This is a genomic window from Duganella kummerowiae, from assembly GCF_053572355.1.
Map to the genome: position 1 here is coordinate 313,437 of NZ_JBKFEH010000009.1, position 16,420 is coordinate 329,856.

Genomic DNA, 16,420 nt, shown 5'->3' on the forward strand with positions numbered 1-16,420 from the left:
GACTACCCGGGTATCGACACAGCGCCTGCACCGGCAGGATACGCCCCCGCCATGACACCAAGACCACCCGCCCCGCCTGACCAGGACCAGGAGCGCGCCTACCGCGAGGTGGCCAGCCGCCACGGCGCGGAACTGGCGCGCTTCGTGCACGGCTACGAGCGCGCACCGGCGCGCCGCCAGGAACTGCTGCAGGATGTCCACGTCGCCCTGTGGCAGAGCCTGGCCACCTTCCGCGGCCAGTGCTCACTGCGTACCTGGGCCTACCGCGTGGCCCACAATGTGTGCGCCAGCCATGTGCAGCGCAGCCTGCGCACGGTGGAGCGGCTTGACCTGGACCTCGACGGCCAGGCCGGGCGGGTGGCCGACGAGCAGGCCGACATGGCCATCACCGAACGCCGCCTGGACCTGGAACGCCTGCTGGCGCTGGTCCACCGCCTGGCGCCCCTGGACCGCGCCGTGATGCTGCTCTACCTGGAAGACATGGAGGCCGCCGCCATCGGCGAGATCACGGGACTGTCGGCCCGCAATGTCGCCACCAAGGTGCACCGCATCAAGGCCGCACTGGCGCAACAACTGAGGAGCCGTCCATGAACGACGAGGATTTGAAACAGCTGTGGCAATCGCAGCCGGCCGCCGCCCCCCACTTCGATACGGCCGCGCTGCGCCGGCGCGCCGCCGCCATGCAGCGCCGCGTGGGCCTGCGCAACCTGGCCGAATACCTGGCCGGGGTGGCGGTGCTGGCCTGCTTCGGTTTTTACATCTGGGCTTTTCCGGCGCCGCTGGTGCGCATCGGCAGCGCGCTGGTGATGGCGGCCACCCTGCTGGTGCTGTTCCAGCTGCGCCGGCGGGCGTCCCGGCGCGCGCTGCCGGCCGACAGCGGCGCCGTCGCCAGCCGCGAGTTCCATCGCGCCCAATTGCGGCGCCAGCGCGACGCCCTGCGCAGCGCGTGGCGCTGGTATGTGGCGCCCTACGTCCCGGGGCTGATACTGTTCCGCTGGGGCGTGGAGAGCCAGCTGGCGCCGGGCGCGCCGTTCGCGCGGGGGCTGGCCGCCAACCTGCTGATCGCCGTGGTGCTGCTGGCCGTGATCCTGGTGAACCGCCGCGCGGCCAATCAGCTGCAGCGCGAACTCGATCGCATGGAGCGCGAGGACGGCGGGCAGGAAAATGTGGACTAAGGTGCGCTAGCTATCAGAACGGAAGGGCTAACGGAGGCGTCTAATTTCCAGCGTGTGCAATCAGGCCTGCAGCGGTTTATTGTCCAGTGCGCTTCCGGGAAAGATTTTGCATCATTCTTGGGTGCGCTCATGGCACTTTGCTGCCGGGTTTGAGATGATCGGACTTCCCCTTGAGGCAGCCAGCCGCCGTCAGAGCGGAGTCTCGAGGCAGGCCGCGTAGCACACGCTGCGCATATAGATCACAGGAGACCCGCATGTACACCGAAGCCCAAACCCCGCTGCACCACAGCACCTCCCGCTCCATCCTGCCGCTGTTCGCAGGAATCCTGCTGGCCACAAGCCTGCAGGCCCAGGCCGCACCCGCACGCCTGTCCAGCTACAACACCGACCCGGCACAGAATTCCGTGTCCGGACTATCCTCGGGCGGCTTCATGGCCGCCCAGGTCCACGTGGCGTTTTCGTCCACGTTCAAGGCCGGCGCCGGCATCGTCGCCGGCGGCCCGTTCTACTGCGCCCAGGGATCGATAGGCAATGCGCTCTCGGTCTGCATGGCCGCCAGCGCCTACAGCAAGCCGCCCACTTCCAGCCTGATCTCCACCACGGACAGCTGGGCCGCCGCAGGCCAGATCGATGCGACCAGCAACCTGGCCGCCTCGCGCGTCTACCTGTATTCCGGATCGATAGACAGCACCGTCAAGCAGCCGGTGATGGACGAGGCCAAGGCCTACTACCAGCACTACGTCAACGCGGCCAACATCTACTACAAGAACAACATCGCCTCCGAGCATGGCATGGTGACCGACGATTACGGCAACAGCTGCAGCACCAAGGGCAGCCCGTACATCAACAACTGCAATTTCGACCTCGCGGGCGAGATGCTGAAGTGGATCTACGGCAGCCTGCAGCCGCGTAACAGCGGCGCCCTGGGCGGCAGCTTCATCGAGTATGACCAGTCCGAGTTCATCAGCGATCCGGCCAGCCACGGCATGGCCTCCAGCGGCTGGGCCTATGTGCCGGCTAGCTGCAGCGCCGGGCAGTCGTGCCGCGTGCACCTGGTGCTGCACGGCTGCCAGCAGGACACCACCAAGATCGGCGACCAGTACTACCGCCGCACCGGCTACAACCGCTGGGCCGACACCAACAACATCATCGTGCTGTATCCGCAGACGGCGCCCAGCAGCAGCGGCAATCCGAACGGCTGCTGGGACTGGTGGGGCTACGACGACGCCAACTACGCCAAGAAGAGCGGACGCCAGATGGCCGCCATCAAGGGCATGGTGGACCGCGTGAACGGCGGCCATGTGTCGCTGCCCGCGCCCACCGGCCTGCAGGTGACCGGCGTGACCAACAACGCGGTGGCGCTGGCCTGGGCCGCCGTGTCGGGTGCCAGCGGCTATGACGTGTACCGTGGCGGCGCCAAGGCCAACAGCGCACCGGTGACGGGTAACGCCTACACCGATGGCGGCCTGGCCTCGGGCACCACCTACAGCTACACGGTCAAGGCGCTCACCGCCAGCGGCGCCGCCAGCGCCGCCTCGGCCCCGGTCAGCGCCACCACCAGCGGCAGCCCGCCGCCCATCACCGCGCCCACCGGTGTGCAGGTCAGCGCCGCCACCGCCAGCAGCGTGACCCTGGCCTGGACCTCGGTGCCCGGCGCCAGCGGCTACAACGTCTACCGCAACGGGGCGCGCGTGACGGCCTCGCCGGTTGCCGCCACCGGCTACACCGACCAGGGCCTGGCCGCCAGCAGCAGCTACACCTACACGGTGACGGCTTATGCCAACGGCAACGAGAGCGCGCCCTCGGCGCCGGTGACGGCCAATACCCAATCGGCCTACACCTGCAGCGCCACCACGGCGTCCAACTATGCCCACGTGACGGCGGGGCGCGCGGTCAACAGCATGGGCTATGCGCTGGCCAAGGGATCGAACCAGAACATGGGCTTGAACAACCTGTTCTACTCGACCACGCTGGCGCAGACCGCGCCCGGCTACTACGTGATCGGCAACTGCCCATGATCATGGCGCCGGCTTGAGGCTGCGCAGCAGCAAGGCGTGCGCCATCACCGGTTCGCCCTGGTCCAGCCGGGCCGCCTGCTGTTCGGCTTCGACGATCTCGAAGCCGTGGCTGGCGGCCAGCCTCTGCAGGTAGCCCAGGCTGTGGGCATAGCGGTGCGAGGGCCGCAGCTGGTAGTCGCGTCCCCGGCCCGCTTCCACCGAGAAGCAGAAGTAAGCGCCCGGGCGCAGCGCCAGCCAGGCCAGGGCAATCACCGGCGACAAGTCTCCCAGGTAGACCAGCACGTCGGCGGCCAGCAGCAGGTCGTAGTGGTTGTCGCGGCCCGCCAGGAAGTCATTCAGGTCGGCGCACGCCAGGTGATCGTACAGCGCGCGTTCGCGCGCCTTCTCCAGCATATTGTGCGACAGGTCGACACCGTCCAGGGTACGGGCGAGCGGCCGCAGCAGCGGTGCGCACAGGCCGGTGCCGCAGCCCAGGTCGGCGATGTCCAGTCCCTGCGCCGCGCCGAGGTGGCGCCGCAGCAGGGCGTGCAGCCGCTCCGGCATGCGGTAGTCCAGCACGTCCACCAGGTGGCGGTCGAAGTGGCCGGCGTATTGGTCGAACAGGGTTTGCACGTAGCCGGACGGCGGCGCGGCCGGGGTGTCGCCCACGCCCAGCGCGGCCAGCGCGTAGCCTATCTGTTCCCCATCACCGCCCTGTTTCAGCGCCTCGGTGTAGGCGGCAATGGCTTCCCCGTTGCGCCCGAGCGCGCGCAGGGCATTGCCGCGATACTGGTGCGCCAGCGGGTAGTGCGGCTGCAGGGCGATGGCGCGCTGGTAGCTGTCCAGCGCCTCCTGGTGGCGCTTGATGCGCTGCAGCGCCGTGCCCCGGCTGCAATGGGCCTGGGCCCAGTCCGGCCGCAGGGCGATGGCGTGGTCGTAGCACTCCAGCGCATCGTCGAAGCGCTCCATCTCCTGCAGCGCGTTGGCGCGCGCGCACCAGGCGTCGGCGTGGTGCGGGCGCAGGTCCAGCGACTGCTCGGCGCTGTGCAGCGCCTCCTGGGCACGCCCCAGGTCCAGCAGGGCCAGGGCACGGTTGCACCACGCTTCCGGATAATCGGGCTTGATCCGCAGCGCCTGTTCGTAGCTGGACAGCGCCTCCTCCAGCCGCCCCAGCTTGCGCAGGGCGTTGCCGCGGTTGCTCCATGCCAGCGCATAGTCCGGCTTGAGCGCGAGGGCGCGTTCATAGCTGGCCAGCGCCGCTTCCGTGTGGCCGGCATCCTGCAGGGCAGCGCCAAGGTTGCAATGGGCGGCAGGCTGGTTGGGATCGAGCGCCAGCGCCTGCGCGATCAGGGCGCCGCCGGCTTCGGGCTGGCCCAGCTGGCGCGCCGCCACGCCCGACAGGTGCAGGGCGTCGAAGTTGCGTGGATCCCGGGCCAGCACCTGGCGGTACAGGTCCTGCGCGGCGGCGTAGCGGCCCTGCTGGTGCAGGGCCACGGCTTGCTGGAGGAGGGAAGCGGGATTCATGGGGCGCATCGCAAGGAACGGAGCCCGGGATTGTAGCAGCGCCCGGCGCCAAGCCGGCTTCGCAAGGTAATAACTTTATTTCTTGGAACCCGTTTCAAAATGAGCAGGGCTAGTCGCGGGCCAAGGCCGGGGCGACGCAGACAGTGCGCCTGCACGGCAAGGAGCGGCAACGACGCCATGGTCTTTTTCAAAATGAGCAGGGCTAGGCGCGGCGACGCAGACAGTGCGCCTGCACGGCAAGGAGCGGCAACGACGCCATGATCTTTTTCAAAATGAGCAGGGCTAGGCGCCGCGACGCAGACAGTGCGCCTGCACGGCAAGGAGCGGCAACGACGCCATGATCTTTTTGAACGGGTTCTTAGCTGCCGCGATAGGTGGAATAGGCCCAGGGCGACACCACCAGCGGCACATGGTAGTTCTGCCCGGCGGAAGCGATGCCGAAGGCGATGGTCACCTCGTCGATGAAGCGCGGCGAGGGCAGGTCCACGCCCCTTGCGGCAAAGTAGTCGCCGGCGCCGAATACCAGCTCGTACTTGCCCGGTTTCAGGCTCTCGCCCTCCAGCAGCGGGGTGTCGCAGCGGCCGTCCGCATTGGTCACATCGGTCTTCAGCAACTGCTTGCCGCTGTCGGTGACGGCATACAGCGCCACCTTGACGCCGGCGCCCGGCTTGCCAGCGGTGATATCGAGCACGTGGGTACTAAGCTTGGCCATGGGGAGTCCTATATCTGGAAGTGAAAGTGTTTATCGTGCAAATCATATACCGCTGCCGGAAGTGCAATATATTATTCACCGTATATGCTTCATTGATCCCCCATAGCTTTCTTGCGACTGCCGATGACTACTTACGAGAACTACCCGCGCGACCTGTTGGGCTACGGCCCCAAGCCTCCCCACGCGCAGTGGCCGGGCGGCGCCCGCGTGGCGCTGCAATTCGTGCTCAATTACGAGGAGGGCGCGGAAAACAGCGTGCTGCACGGCGATCCCGCGTCCGAGACCTTCTTGTCCGAGATGATAGGGGCGGCCGCCTTCCCGGCGCGCCACCTGAGCATGGAATCGATCTATGAATACGGCTCGCGCGCCGGCCTGTGGCGGCTGCTGCGCATGTTCGAGGCGCGCAAGATCCCGCTCACCATCTTTGGCGTGTCGATGGCGCTCAAGCGCAATCCGGAAGCGGTGGCGGCCTTCAAGGAGCTGGGCCACGAAATCGCCTGCCACGGCCTGCGCTGGATCTCCTACCAGAACGTGGATGAAGCCACCGAACGCGCCCACATGCAGGAAGCGGTCGAGATCATCAAGGACATGACGGGCAGCGCCCCGCTGGGCTGGTACACCGGCCGCGATTCGCCCAATACGCACCGCCTGGTGGTGGAGCACGGCGGCTTCCGCTACGACGCCGACTACTACGGCGACGACTTGCCGTTCTGGATGCCGGTGGAATACCGGGGCGAGGATGGCAAGCCGGCCGTGGCGCAGCAGCTGATCGTGCCCTACGCCATGGATACCAACGACATGCGCTTTGCCGCCGCCCAGGGCTTCAACTCCGGCACCCAGTTCTTCGATTACCTAAAGGATGCCTTCGACGTGCTGTACGCCGAGGGCGACCCGAACGGGCTGAACCAGCCCAAGATGCTGTCCATCGGCCTGCACTGCCGTTTGATAGGCCGTCCTGGCCGCGCCGCCGCCCTGGCGCGCTTCCTGGACTATGTGCAGTCGCACGATAAAGTCTGGCTGACGCGGCGCATCGACATCGCCGAACACTGGCACCAGACCCACCCCTGGAAGGCGGGCTGAGCATGGCTGATCCGATACGCTTCTACTACGGCGGCCGGTTGCATGAAGTCAGCGGCGTGGCCACCACCCAGACCGTGCTGCAATACCTGCGCGAGGACTTGCACTGCACCGGCACCAAGGAAGGCTGCGCCGAGGGCGATTGCGGCGCCTGCACCGTGGTGCTGGGCAGCCTGGACGCCGACGGCCAGCTGGTGACCAAGGCCGTCAACGCCTGCATCCAGTTCACGCCCACCCTGGACGGCAAGGCGCTGTACACGGTGGAGAGCCTGCAGCAGCCGGATGGGGCCCTGCATCCGGTGCAGCAAGCCATGGTGGATTGCCACGGTTCGCAGTGCGGCTTTTGCACGCCCGGCTTCGTGATGTCGCTGTGGGGGCTGTACCTGGACCGGGATGGCCAGCCGGCCGGACGCGAGGAAATCACCGACTGCCTGTCCGGCAACCTGTGCCGCTGCACCGGCTACCGGCCCATCATGGACGCCGCGCTGCGCATGACCGAGCTGCCGACAGTGGAATTCGACCGCGCCGCGCTGGCGGACCAGTTGCGCGCCCTGCAGCGCGATGCGGGCGTCACCTACAGCGCCCATGGCCGCAGCTTCCACGCGCCGCGCACCCTGGAGGAACTGGTGGAGCTGCGCGCCGCCCATCCCAGGGCCACCCTGCTGGCCGGCTCCACCGACATCGGCCTGTGGGTCACCAAGCAGATGCGCGACCTGGGCGACATCATCTACCTGGGCCACGTGGCCGCGCTGCAGGGCGTGCGCGAGGTGGACGGCTACCTGGAGATCGGCGCCGGGGTCTCGCTGGACGACGCCTACGGCGCGCTGTGCGCACATTATCCCGGCGAATTGGGCGAGCTGCGCCAGCGTTTCGCCTCGCTGCCCATCCGTAACGCGGGCACCCTGGGCGGCAACGTGGCCAACGGTTCGCCCATCGGTGATTCCATGCCCTGGATGATTGCGCTGGGCAGCCAGGTGGTGCTGCGCAGTGCGCAGGGCCAGCGCATCCTGGCCCTGGACGAGTTCTACCTCGGCTACCAGAAAAAGGACTTGCAGCCGGACGAGTTCGTGCAGGCGGTGCGCGTGCCGCTGCCGCGTCCCGGCGTGCGGCTGCGCACCTACAAGCTGGCCAAGCGCTTTGACCAGGATATCTCGGCCGTGTGCGCAGCCTTTGCCTTCCGCTTCGACGGCGGCATCATCGCCGAAGCCCGCATCGCCTATGGCGGCATGGCCGCCACGCCCAAGCGCGCGTCGCATGCCGAGGCGGTGCTCAAGGGCCAGCCCTGGAGCGAGGAGAGTTTGAACGCTGCGACGGCGGCGCTGGCGCAGGATTATGCGCCGCTGTCCGACATGCGCGCCTCCAGCGGATACCGCATGACGGCCGCGCAAAACCTGCTGCGCCGCTACTGGTTCGAGACCCGCGCCGACGCGCCGCTGGCGCCGGACGCCGTCAACGCCTTTGCCTGCAAGGCCAGCAAGGAGGCAGCATGAACCACCCCGGCGCACCGGAACTGAATCCCGCCACCACCACCGACGGCTGGAAGGCCGTCGGCGTCTCCCGCCCGCACGAATCGGCCGAGCTGCACGTGCTGGGCCAGGCCAACTATACGGACGACATCCCCGAGCTGCACGGCACCCTGCATGCGGCCCTGGGGTTATCGGACCAGGCCCATGCGCGCATCACGTCGCTGGACCTGGCGCCGGTGCTGGCCTCGCCCGGCGTGCTGGCGGCCTACACGGCCGACGATATCGCCGGCAACAACGACTGCGGCCCCATCATCCACGACGATCCCATCCTCGCGCCAGGGCTGGTGCAGTACGTGGGCCAGCCCATCTTCATCGTGGTGGCCGATACCCACGACAACGCGCGCCGCGCCGCCCGTAAGGCGCTGGTCGGCTACGAGGAGCTGCCCGCCATCTTCACGCCGCAAGAGGCCAAGGCCGCCGCCTCCTACGTGCTGCCGCCCATGCGCCTGGAGCGTGGCGACGCCCAGGCCGCGTTCGCGCAAGCGCCGCATACCGTGCGCGGCCAGCTGTTCGTCGGCGGCCAGGAACAGTTCTACCTGGAGGGCCAGATCGCCTACGCCATCCCCAGGGAAGGGCAGGGCATGCTGGTGCAGTGCTCGACCCAGCACCCGAGCGAAATGCAGCACGTGGTGGCGCACGCGCTGGGCCTGCATTCGCATCACGTACAGGTGGAGTGCCGCCGCATGGGCGGCGGTTTCGGCGGCAAGGAATCGCAGTCGGCCCTGTGGGCGGCCGCCGCCGCCATTGCCGCCGCGCGCCTGCGCAAGCCGGTCAAGCTGCGCGCCGACCGCGACGACGACATGCTGGTCACCGGCAAGCGCCACTGCTTCTACTACGAGTATGAAGTGGGCTACGATGATGATGGCCGCATCCTGGCCGCGCGCGTGGACATGACGCTGCGCGCCGGCTATTCGGCCGACCTGTCCGGCCCGGTCGCCACGCGCGCGGTCTGCCACTTCGACAACGCCTATTATTTGTCGGACGTGGATATCCGCGCCGCCTGCGGCAAGACCAATACGCAGTCCAACACCGCTTTCCGTGGCTTCGGCGGGCCGCAGGGCGCCATCGCCATCGAATACGTGATCGACGATATCGCCCGCGCCCTGGGCCGCGATGCGCTGGACATCCGCAAGCTCAATTTCTATGGCAAGGATGAGCGCAACGTCACGCCCTACGGCCAGCGCATCGTGGACAATGTGCTGCACGAGCTGACCGCCGAATTGGAGCAGAGCAGCGAGTACCGCGCCCGCCGCGAGGCCATCCACGCCTGGAACGCGGCCAGTCCGGTGCTCAAGAAAGGCCTGGCGTTCACGCCGCTGAAATTCGGCATCGCCTTCAACGTCACGCACCTGAACCAGGCCGGCGCGCTGGTGCACGTGTACGTGGACGGCTCGGTGCTGGTCAACCATGGCGGCACCGAGATGGGGCAGGGCATCAACACCAAGGTGCTGCAAGTGGTGGCGCATGAACTGGGCCTGGACCCGGAACACGTGCGCGTGACCGCCACCGACACCAGCAAGGTCGCCAACACCTCGGCCACGGCTGCCTCCACCGGCGCCGACCTGAACGGCAAGGCGGCCCAGGATGCGGCGGCGCAGATCAAGGCGCGGCTGGCGGCGTTTGCCGTGCGTCAGTACGGCGGCGCGGAGCAGGAGGTGCGCTTCCAGGCCAACACGGTGCACGTCAACGGCCACAGCGTGCCGTTCCCCGAGCTGGTGCAGAAGGCCTACCTGGCGCGGGTCCAGCTATGGTCGGACGGCTATTACGCCACGCCCGGCCTGCACTGGGACCCCAAGACCATGAACGGCCGCCCGTTCTCCTACTATGCCTATGGCGCCGCCGTCTCGGAAGTGGTGGTGGACACCCTGACCGGCGAATGGAAGCTGCTGCGCACCGACGCCCTGTACGACGCCGGCCAGTCGCTCAATCCGGCCATCGACATCGGCCAGGTCGAAGGCGCTTTCATCCAGGGCATGGGCTGGCTGACCACGGAGCAGCTGTGGTGGAACGCGGCCGGCAAGCTGATGACGCATGCGCCGTCCACCTACAAGATACCGGGCGTGTCCGACTGCCCTGAAGACTTCCGCGTGCGGCTGTACCAGAACCGCAACGTGGAAGACAGCATCCACCGCTCCAAGGCGGTGGGCGAGCCGCCGCTGCTGCTGCCGTTCTCGGTGTTCTTCGCCATCCGCGATGCGGTTTCCAGCGTGGGCGGCCACCGCGCCAGCCCGCCGCTGAACGCGCCCGCCACCAGCGAGGAAATCCTGCGCGCCGTCATGGCGGTGCAGGCGGCAGCGTCATGATGGCGCCTTTCCCTGCGCCAGCGCAATCCTGAGCCACCCGGGCCGGCCTGCGCGCCGGCCCTCCACTTACCGCCGGAGGTGCAGCCCATGTCCGACTTGCCCGTGCAGGCCTACCGCGCCAGCTTGCTGCATTTCCACGCCGATCCCGCCTTCAGCGAGCACGCCCATGGCTGGCATGAGGATGGCCTGCTGGTGGTCGCGGACGGCAAGGTGCTGCAGGCGGGCGACTACGCCGCCCTGCACCCCACCTTGCCGCCCGGCGCCGAGCTGCACGACTACAGCGGCAGCCTGATCACGCCCGGCTTCATCGACACCCATTTGCACTATCCGCAGACCGACATGATCGCCTCGCCGGCGCCGGACCTGCTGCCTTGGCTGGAGACCTACACCTTCCCCACCGAAGGCCGCTTCGGCGATGAGGCCCATGCCGGCGCGGTGGCCGAATTCTTCCTTGACGAGCTGCTACGCTGCGGCACCACCACCGCCATGGTGTATTGCACCGTGCACGCGCAGTCGGTCGACGCCTTCCTGGCCGCCAGCGAGCGGCGCGGCCTGCGCATGGTGGCGGGCAAGGTGCTGATGGACCGTAACGCGCCCGACTTTTTGCGCGACACGGCGGAATCGGGCGCGCGCGACAGCGAAGACCTGATACGCCGCTGGCACAATCGCGGCCGCCAGCAGTATGCGCTGACGCCGCGCTTCGCCCCCACCTCCAGCGAGGAACAGCTGCGCCTGACCGGCGAACTGGCGCGCGCCTATCCGGATACCTACATCCAGACCCATGTCTCGGAAAGCCAGGCCGAATGCGCCTGGGTGGCGAAACTGTTCCCGCAAGCGTCCAGCTACATCGACGTGTACGACCGCTGCGGCCTGCTGCGCCCGCGCGCCATGTACGGCCACTGCATCTGGCTCAGCGACGCCGACCGCGCCCGCATGGCCGAAAGCGGCGCCGCCACCGCCATCTGCCCGACTTCCAACCTGTTCCTGGGCAGCGGCTTGTTCGACGTCGAGGCGGCCGACCGGCACGGCATGCTGCTGTCGCTGGCCACCGATACCGGCGGCGGCACCTCGTTCTCCATGTTGCAAACGATGAATGAAGCCTATAAAGTAGCGCGCTTGAAGGGCAGTTATCTGCCCGCCTTGCGCATGTTTTACCTGGCCACCCTGGGCGCCGCGCGCGCCATGCGGCTGGAGGGCGTGATAGGCGCGTTCACGCCCGGCTGCGAGGCCGATTTCATCGTGCTCGACCCGCAGGCCACGCCGCTGCTGCAGCGCCGTACCGCCCACGCCGGCAGCCTGGAAGAGCTGCTGTTCGCGCTGGCCCTGCTGGGTGATGACCGCGCGGTGGCGGCCACCTACTCGGGCGGTCGCCGGGTCCATGTGCGCGAGGCGGTTTAAAAACAGTCTCACCATCCTACGTCCATTTTTCCGGGAACCCCATGCAAACACACTCCGCCCGCCTGAAAGCCGCCGCCCTAGCCGCCGCCCTGTATTGCGCCCTGCCGCAGGGCGCCCAGGCAGCCAGCAATGAGGAAGTCACGCGCCGCCACTTTGCCGCGCTGCTGTCCGGCAGCCAGCCCAAGCTGGCCGAGCTGACCATGTTCTTCACCATGATGCCCAAGGGCGGCGACCTGCACCATCACTACTCGGGCGCGCTGTACGCCGAGCAGTACCTGGAGTGGGTGGACAAGGAAAACTTCTGCGTCAACAAGACCACCTACATGATTGAAACCAAGGCCGAGGTGGTGAGCGCCGAACGGGCCAAGGCCATGGCCGACAAGACCTGTTTGTCGGGCCAGGAAGTCATGAACAACAACACGGTGCTGGCCAACCTGCTGCAGCGCTGGTCGGACAAGGACTTCTACAACCACAGCGGCATACAGTCGCCACCGGACCGGCAGTTCTTCGACACCTTCGCCTATTTCGGCCCGGTGTCCTCTACCAACACGGCCGACGGCCTGGCGCGCCTGAAGCAGCGCGCGCTGCAGGAAAACCTCAGCTACATCGAAACCATGTTCCACATCGCGCCCATCGCGCAGGACACGGATTTCGACAAGAAAGCCGCCGCCGGTACGCTGACGGAAGCCGACTTCGCGGCCTGGGCCGACAAGCTGGAGCATGACGCCGCCTGGCTGAAGTGGATACAGTCCTACCTGGACAATGTGAAGACCACCAGCGCCGGCATCGATGACGCCAACTTCACGCTGCGCTTCCAGCCCTACGCGCTGCGCCTGCTGGGCCCATCCCAGGTGTTTTCGCAAATCCTGTCCGGCCTCAAGCTGGCCAGCGCCAGTCCGCAGATCGTGGGCGTGAACATCGTCGGCCAGGAAAGCACCAATGTGTCCATGCGCGACTACTCGCTGCACATGCGCATGTTCAAGTACCTGAAGGCAAAATACCCGGATGTGAAGCTGGCCCTGCACGCGGGCGAGCTGTCGCTGGGCATGGTGCCGCCGGAAGGCCTGACCTTCCACATCAAGGAAGCGCTGGACGTGGCCGGCGCGGCCCGCATCGGCCACGGCATGGACATTGCCCACGAGACCGGCGCGCTGGACATCCTGAAGACCATGCGCGACAAGAAAATCCCCGTCGAAATCAACCTCAGCAGCAACGATTTCATCCTCGGCATCAAGGACGAGGCGCACCCGGTGACCCTGTACCGCAAGTATGGCGTGCCGTATGTGATCTCGACCGACGACGCCGGCGTGTCGCGCAACAACCTGTCCGGCGAATACGTGCTGTACGCGGCGCGCTACAAGCCCAGCTACGCGGAAGTGAAGAAACTGTCCTACGACAGCATCCGCTATTCATTCCTGGCCGAGGCCGACAAGCAGCGCCTGCTGAAGGACTTGAACGGCAAGTTTGCCAAATTTGAAGCCGATATTGCGGCGGCGCAAAAAATTGCCAAGTAACTAGCAATTCGTTGTATTTGGCGCACACTGCGGTGTGCGCCGCACCATCATTTCCTGCCCCATATTGGTGCTTGTCATTTGCACCATCATCACGCGACGCTAATACACATTATTTGACGATGTGGCTGCATAGCCACAAAAAATCCGTTATAGAAGCGCTCACCTAGGATTTTCCGCATGAAATAATTTCACCCGGTCTGGCCTGTCCTATAATCTTGCTCCTGGATTTTTGTTGTAGGCCTTGCTAGACGGTAATCATATCTATTTGCACGATTTATAGCCTGTGCGAATAAATCCCTAAGCTAAATCGTATTTGTCACACTTATTCCACTGGGGCATAGTAAGTTTAGATGCTTCCATTATGTCAATTCTGTGACAGCTTTGGCGGCATTGGCCACACGGCGCTGCAGGCGGCGGCGAGGGCCAGCAAAGGGAGAGATGGTTGTCACGGCACTGTCATACGGTGTCACGAGCATGAAATATTATCTGGTTACAATTTTAAGTTGTCATCATGAGACCGTCCGCGCACCGGACGGATCTTGCGATATGTAAGCCCCAGTGGTCAGCCAGATCCCGGCAGGCGTCTTACACCACACACAATTTTATACGATAGGGAGTTTCCTTAATGCAATCCGTTCAACACACCCCCAAGCTACGCCTGAGCCTGGTTGCGATGGCATGCCAGCTGGTGTGCGCTTCGGCCGCCTACGCGCAAGCCGACGCCACCGCCCCCGCTACCACCACCATCAACACCGGCAAGGCCGAAGTGGTCATCACCGGCAAAAAGCTGGGCATGGGCCTGATGGTCACCGAGGACGCGCCCAAGGCCCGTTCCACCATCACCGCTGAAGAACTGGAAAAGCAACGCCCCACCGGCAACGCCTACGAGGCGCTGGAAATGCTGCCCGCCGTGAACAGCTACAACTATGACGCCACCGGCCTGTTCGGCGGCGGCCTGACCCTGCGCGGCTTCAACTCCGACCAGATCGGCGCCACCATCAATGGCGTACCCGTGAACGACTCCGGTTCCTACTCGGTGTACCCGCAAGAGTACGTGGACCAGGAAAACACCTGCTCCGAATTCGTGACTCAGGGTTCGACCGACGTGGACTCGCCGCAAGTGGGCGCCACCGGCGGCAACTTCGGCATCACCACCTGCAATCCGCAAGACCAGGCCCGCGTCCGCTTCATGCAGACCATCGGCCAGCTGAGCGCCAAGAAAACCTTCGTGCGCTACGACACCGGCCTGTTCGGCGACGCCAAGAAAGCCAAGCTGTTCTTCTCCGCTTCGCACGCCGAAGCCGACAAATGGAAAGGCGCGGGCGGCGCCAAGCGCGACCACATCGACGCCGGCTTCAACTACGACTGGGACCGCTTCAACTACATCCACGCCACCTTCCTGTACAACGAAGCTGTCAACAACAACTTCTACAGCATGAGCCTGGCTGAGCTGAACAAGAACGGCTATTACTACGACTACAGCACCGTGTTCAGCGGCCACAAGACGCCGGTGGCCGGCACCGCCCAGGTCGACGTGGCCAACTCGCCGCAGTACTACGAACTGGCCAAGAACCCGTTCAAGAACATCATCGCCTCGGCCATCGCCAAGTTCCGCATCGGCGAAAACACCGACATCAAGGTCGTGCCTTACTTCTGGTACGGCTACGGCACCGGTGGCGTGCAGCAGCGCCTGATCGCCGAAAGCGGCACTTCCTACGACAAGTCGACCGGCAAACTGACCGGCAAGATCGACCTGAACGGCGACGGCGACACGCTGGACACCGTGCTGATGGCTAACTCCAGCTTCACCCTGACCAACCGTCCCGGCATCACCGCCTCGGTCACCCACAACGTGGACAACCATCAGCTGCTGGCTGGCTTCTGGTACGAGCGCGCCCGTCACGAGCAAACCGGCCCGATGGTGCGCGTGAATAACGACGGCACCCCGGTCGACGACTACCTGCAGAACGGCCAGGTGCTGCGCGCCGACGGCCATCCGTTCGAATCGCGCGACTGGATGACCGTGTCGACCGCCTACCAGGCCTTCGCCCAGGACACCATGTCCTTCCTGGACGACAAGCTGACCGTGAACGTCGGTGTGCGCGTGCCTTACTCCAAGCGTGACTTCACCAACTACGCTTCCGACGTGTCGTCCTCGCTGATCACGTACAACTTCAAGAAGTCGTACCACGAGACCCTGCCGCAGTTCGGCGTGCGCTACAAGCTGACCAACGATGACCAGCTGTTCGCCAGCCTGGCCAAGAACTTCAAGGCCCCGGCCAACTTCGCGTTCGCCCCGACCGGTTCCAACATCAGCGTGACCAGCGCCGGCGTGGCTACCCTGGCCGCCGATATCAAGGCTGAAACCTCGTACAACCTGGACATCGGCTGGCGCCACCAGACCAAGGCCCTGGTCAGCTCCTTCACGCTGTACAACATCGACTTCAAGGATCGCCAGGCCACCGCCTACGACCCGTTCACCGCCCTGAGCGTGCTGACCAACGTCGGTAAAGTGAAGAACAAGGGCTTCGAGATCGAAGTGGGTAACACCCCGATCAACGGTTGGGCAGGCTACGTGTCCTACGGCTACAGCAAGTCCGAAATCAAGGACAACCTGCTGGCCAACGTGACCACCACCGCCGGCGTGAAGAACTACTACTACCTGCCGACCGCCGGCAAGGAAATGCCGCTGACCCCGAAACAGAAGGCCGGCCTGGTGGTCGAGTACTCGGATGGTCCGTTCTACGCCCGCGTAAAAGCCAAGGCAACCAGCAAGCAGTGGGCCACCCTGGCCAACGACGAGCAAGTGCCGGGCTACACCACCTACGGCTTCGACGCTGGCTACACCTTCCCCAACACCAGCTGGCTGAAACGTCCGAAGATCACGCTGAACATCAGCAACCTGACCGACAAACAGTACCGCAACCCGTCCTCGCAAAGCGTGACCAACGCCCTGGCCTACAACGGCGTGAGCGCGAAGACCGTGTTCTACTACCTGGGCGCTCCGCGCTTCAGCTCGGTGACCTTCTCGGCCGACTTCTAAGCCTCGAGGTGGCGGGCCGCCCTGCGCGGGCCGCCCTCCGCGGGCCGCACAAACCGAAACAAAACAACGGGCCTGCGGGCCCGTTTTTTCGTGTACGCTAACGGCTTTTCACGCGTGCGCGTCCTAGTCTCCTGCGCCGTGACCCACGGAG

At 65.7% G+C, this 16,420-nt stretch carries 11 protein-coding genes; 9 read left to right on the forward strand and 2 right to left on the reverse strand.

The genetic code is table 11. The annotated features are described in order from the left end of the window. Positions 1–51 precede the first annotated feature (51 nt). The 3 genes from ACLB1G_RS12505 (at position 52) to ACLB1G_RS12515 (ending at position 3,193) form a co-directional block, all read left to right on the forward strand. Positions 52–591 carry an RNA polymerase sigma factor gene (locus ACLB1G_RS12505; protein WP_491627534.1) on the forward strand — a complete coding sequence of 180 codons (540 nt, stop codon included), beginning with the start codon at positions 52–54 and terminating at the stop codon, positions 589–591. Beyond that, on the forward strand, positions 588–1,175 hold the full coding sequence (locus ACLB1G_RS12510; RefSeq protein WP_491627535.1) for a hypothetical protein: 588 nt from the start codon (positions 588–590) through the stop codon (positions 1,173–1,175). Before ACLB1G_RS12505 ends, ACLB1G_RS12510 begins: the two co-directional genes overlap by 4 nt. Before the next feature lie 254 nt (positions 1,176–1,429). Beyond that, positions 1,430–3,193, forward strand: a complete 1,764-nt coding sequence (locus tag ACLB1G_RS12515; RefSeq protein ID WP_491627536.1) for an extracellular catalytic domain type 2 short-chain-length polyhydroxyalkanoate depolymerase — start codon at positions 1,430–1,432, stop codon at positions 3,191–3,193. On the opposite strand, the gene ACLB1G_RS12520 is transcribed toward ACLB1G_RS12515, so the two are convergent. Beyond that, positions 3,194–4,696: a tetratricopeptide repeat protein gene (locus tag ACLB1G_RS12520; RefSeq protein WP_491627537.1), complete on the reverse strand. Its 1,503-nt coding sequence runs from the start codon at positions 4,694–4,696 to the stop codon at positions 3,194–3,196. It lies immediately after the preceding gene. 358 nt (positions 4,697–5,054) lie between these two features. Further along, positions 5,055–5,408, reverse strand: a complete 354-nt coding sequence (gene uraH, locus ACLB1G_RS12525; RefSeq protein WP_491627538.1) for a hydroxyisourate hydrolase — start codon at positions 5,406–5,408, stop codon at positions 5,055–5,057. 123 nt (positions 5,409–5,531) lie between these two features. Between uraH and puuE the strand changes: the two genes are divergently transcribed. The 6 genes from puuE to ACLB1G_RS12555 all read left to right on the forward strand — a co-directional run bounded on the left by puuE (position 5,532) and on the right by ACLB1G_RS12555 (position 16,269). Then, positions 5,532–6,488 (forward strand): allantoinase PuuE, encoded by a 957-nt coding sequence (gene puuE / locus ACLB1G_RS12530; protein ID WP_491627539.1) that lies wholly within the window; start codon positions 5,532–5,534, stop codon positions 6,486–6,488. A 2-nt stretch (positions 6,489–6,490) separates the two neighbouring features. Further along, on the forward strand, positions 6,491–7,975 hold the full coding sequence (xdhA, locus tag ACLB1G_RS12535) for a xanthine dehydrogenase small subunit (protein WP_491627540.1): 1,485 nt from the start codon (positions 6,491–6,493) through the stop codon (positions 7,973–7,975). Further along, positions 7,972–10,314: a xanthine dehydrogenase molybdopterin binding subunit gene (xdhB, locus tag ACLB1G_RS12540; protein WP_491627541.1), complete on the forward strand. Its 2,343-nt coding sequence runs from the start codon at positions 7,972–7,974 to the stop codon at positions 10,312–10,314. Before xdhA ends, xdhB begins: the two co-directional genes overlap by 4 nt. Before the next feature lie 87 nt (positions 10,315–10,401). Then, positions 10,402–11,712, forward strand: coding sequence for a guanine deaminase (gene guaD / locus ACLB1G_RS12545; protein ID WP_491627542.1), 1,311 nt, complete (start codon positions 10,402–10,404; stop codon positions 11,710–11,712). 41 nt (positions 11,713–11,753) lie between these two features. Next, positions 11,754–13,226 carry an adenosine deaminase family protein gene (locus ACLB1G_RS12550; protein WP_491627543.1) on the forward strand — a complete coding sequence of 491 codons (1,473 nt, stop codon included), beginning with the start codon at positions 11,754–11,756 and terminating at the stop codon, positions 13,224–13,226. Between the two features lie 625 nt (positions 13,227–13,851). Beyond that, complete coding sequence (locus ACLB1G_RS12555) at positions 13,852–16,269, forward strand: TonB-dependent receptor (protein ID WP_491627544.1); 2,418 nt, start codon at positions 13,852–13,854, stop codon at positions 16,267–16,269. Positions 16,270–16,420 lie beyond the last annotated feature (151 nt).

What these genes read in the sequence shown, in the direction of transcription:
- puuE (WP_491627539.1), top strand. Translation starts at nt 5,532, where the DNA reads ATGACTACTTACGAGAACTACCCGCGCGACCTGTTGGGCTACGGCCCC.
- uraH (WP_491627538.1), bottom strand. Translation starts at nt 5,408, where the DNA reads ATGGCCAAGCTTAGTACCCACGTGCTCGATATCACCGCTGGCAAGCCG.
- ACLB1G_RS12520 (WP_491627537.1), bottom strand. Translation starts at nt 4,696, where the DNA reads ATGAATCCCGCTTCCCTCCTCCAGCAAGCCGTGGCCCTGCACCAGCAG.
- guaD (WP_491627542.1), top strand. Translation starts at nt 10,402, where the DNA reads ATGTCCGACTTGCCCGTGCAGGCCTACCGCGCCAGCTTGCTGCATTTC.
- ACLB1G_RS12515 (WP_491627536.1), top strand. Translation starts at nt 1,430, where the DNA reads ATGTACACCGAAGCCCAAACCCCGCTGCACCACAGCACCTCCCGCTCC.
- ACLB1G_RS12505 (WP_491627534.1), top strand. Translation starts at nt 52, where the DNA reads ATGACACCAAGACCACCCGCCCCGCCTGACCAGGACCAGGAGCGCGCC.
- ACLB1G_RS12550 (WP_491627543.1), top strand. Translation starts at nt 11,754, where the DNA reads ATGCAAACACACTCCGCCCGCCTGAAAGCCGCCGCCCTAGCCGCCGCC.
- ACLB1G_RS12510 (WP_491627535.1), top strand. Translation starts at nt 588, where the DNA reads ATGAACGACGAGGATTTGAAACAGCTGTGGCAATCGCAGCCGGCCGCC.
- xdhA (WP_491627540.1), top strand. Translation starts at nt 6,491, where the DNA reads ATGGCTGATCCGATACGCTTCTACTACGGCGGCCGGTTGCATGAAGTC.
- ACLB1G_RS12555 (WP_491627544.1), top strand. Translation starts at nt 13,852, where the DNA reads ATGCAATCCGTTCAACACACCCCCAAGCTACGCCTGAGCCTGGTTGCG.
- xdhB (WP_491627541.1), top strand. Translation starts at nt 7,972, where the DNA reads ATGAACCACCCCGGCGCACCGGAACTGAATCCCGCCACCACCACCGAC.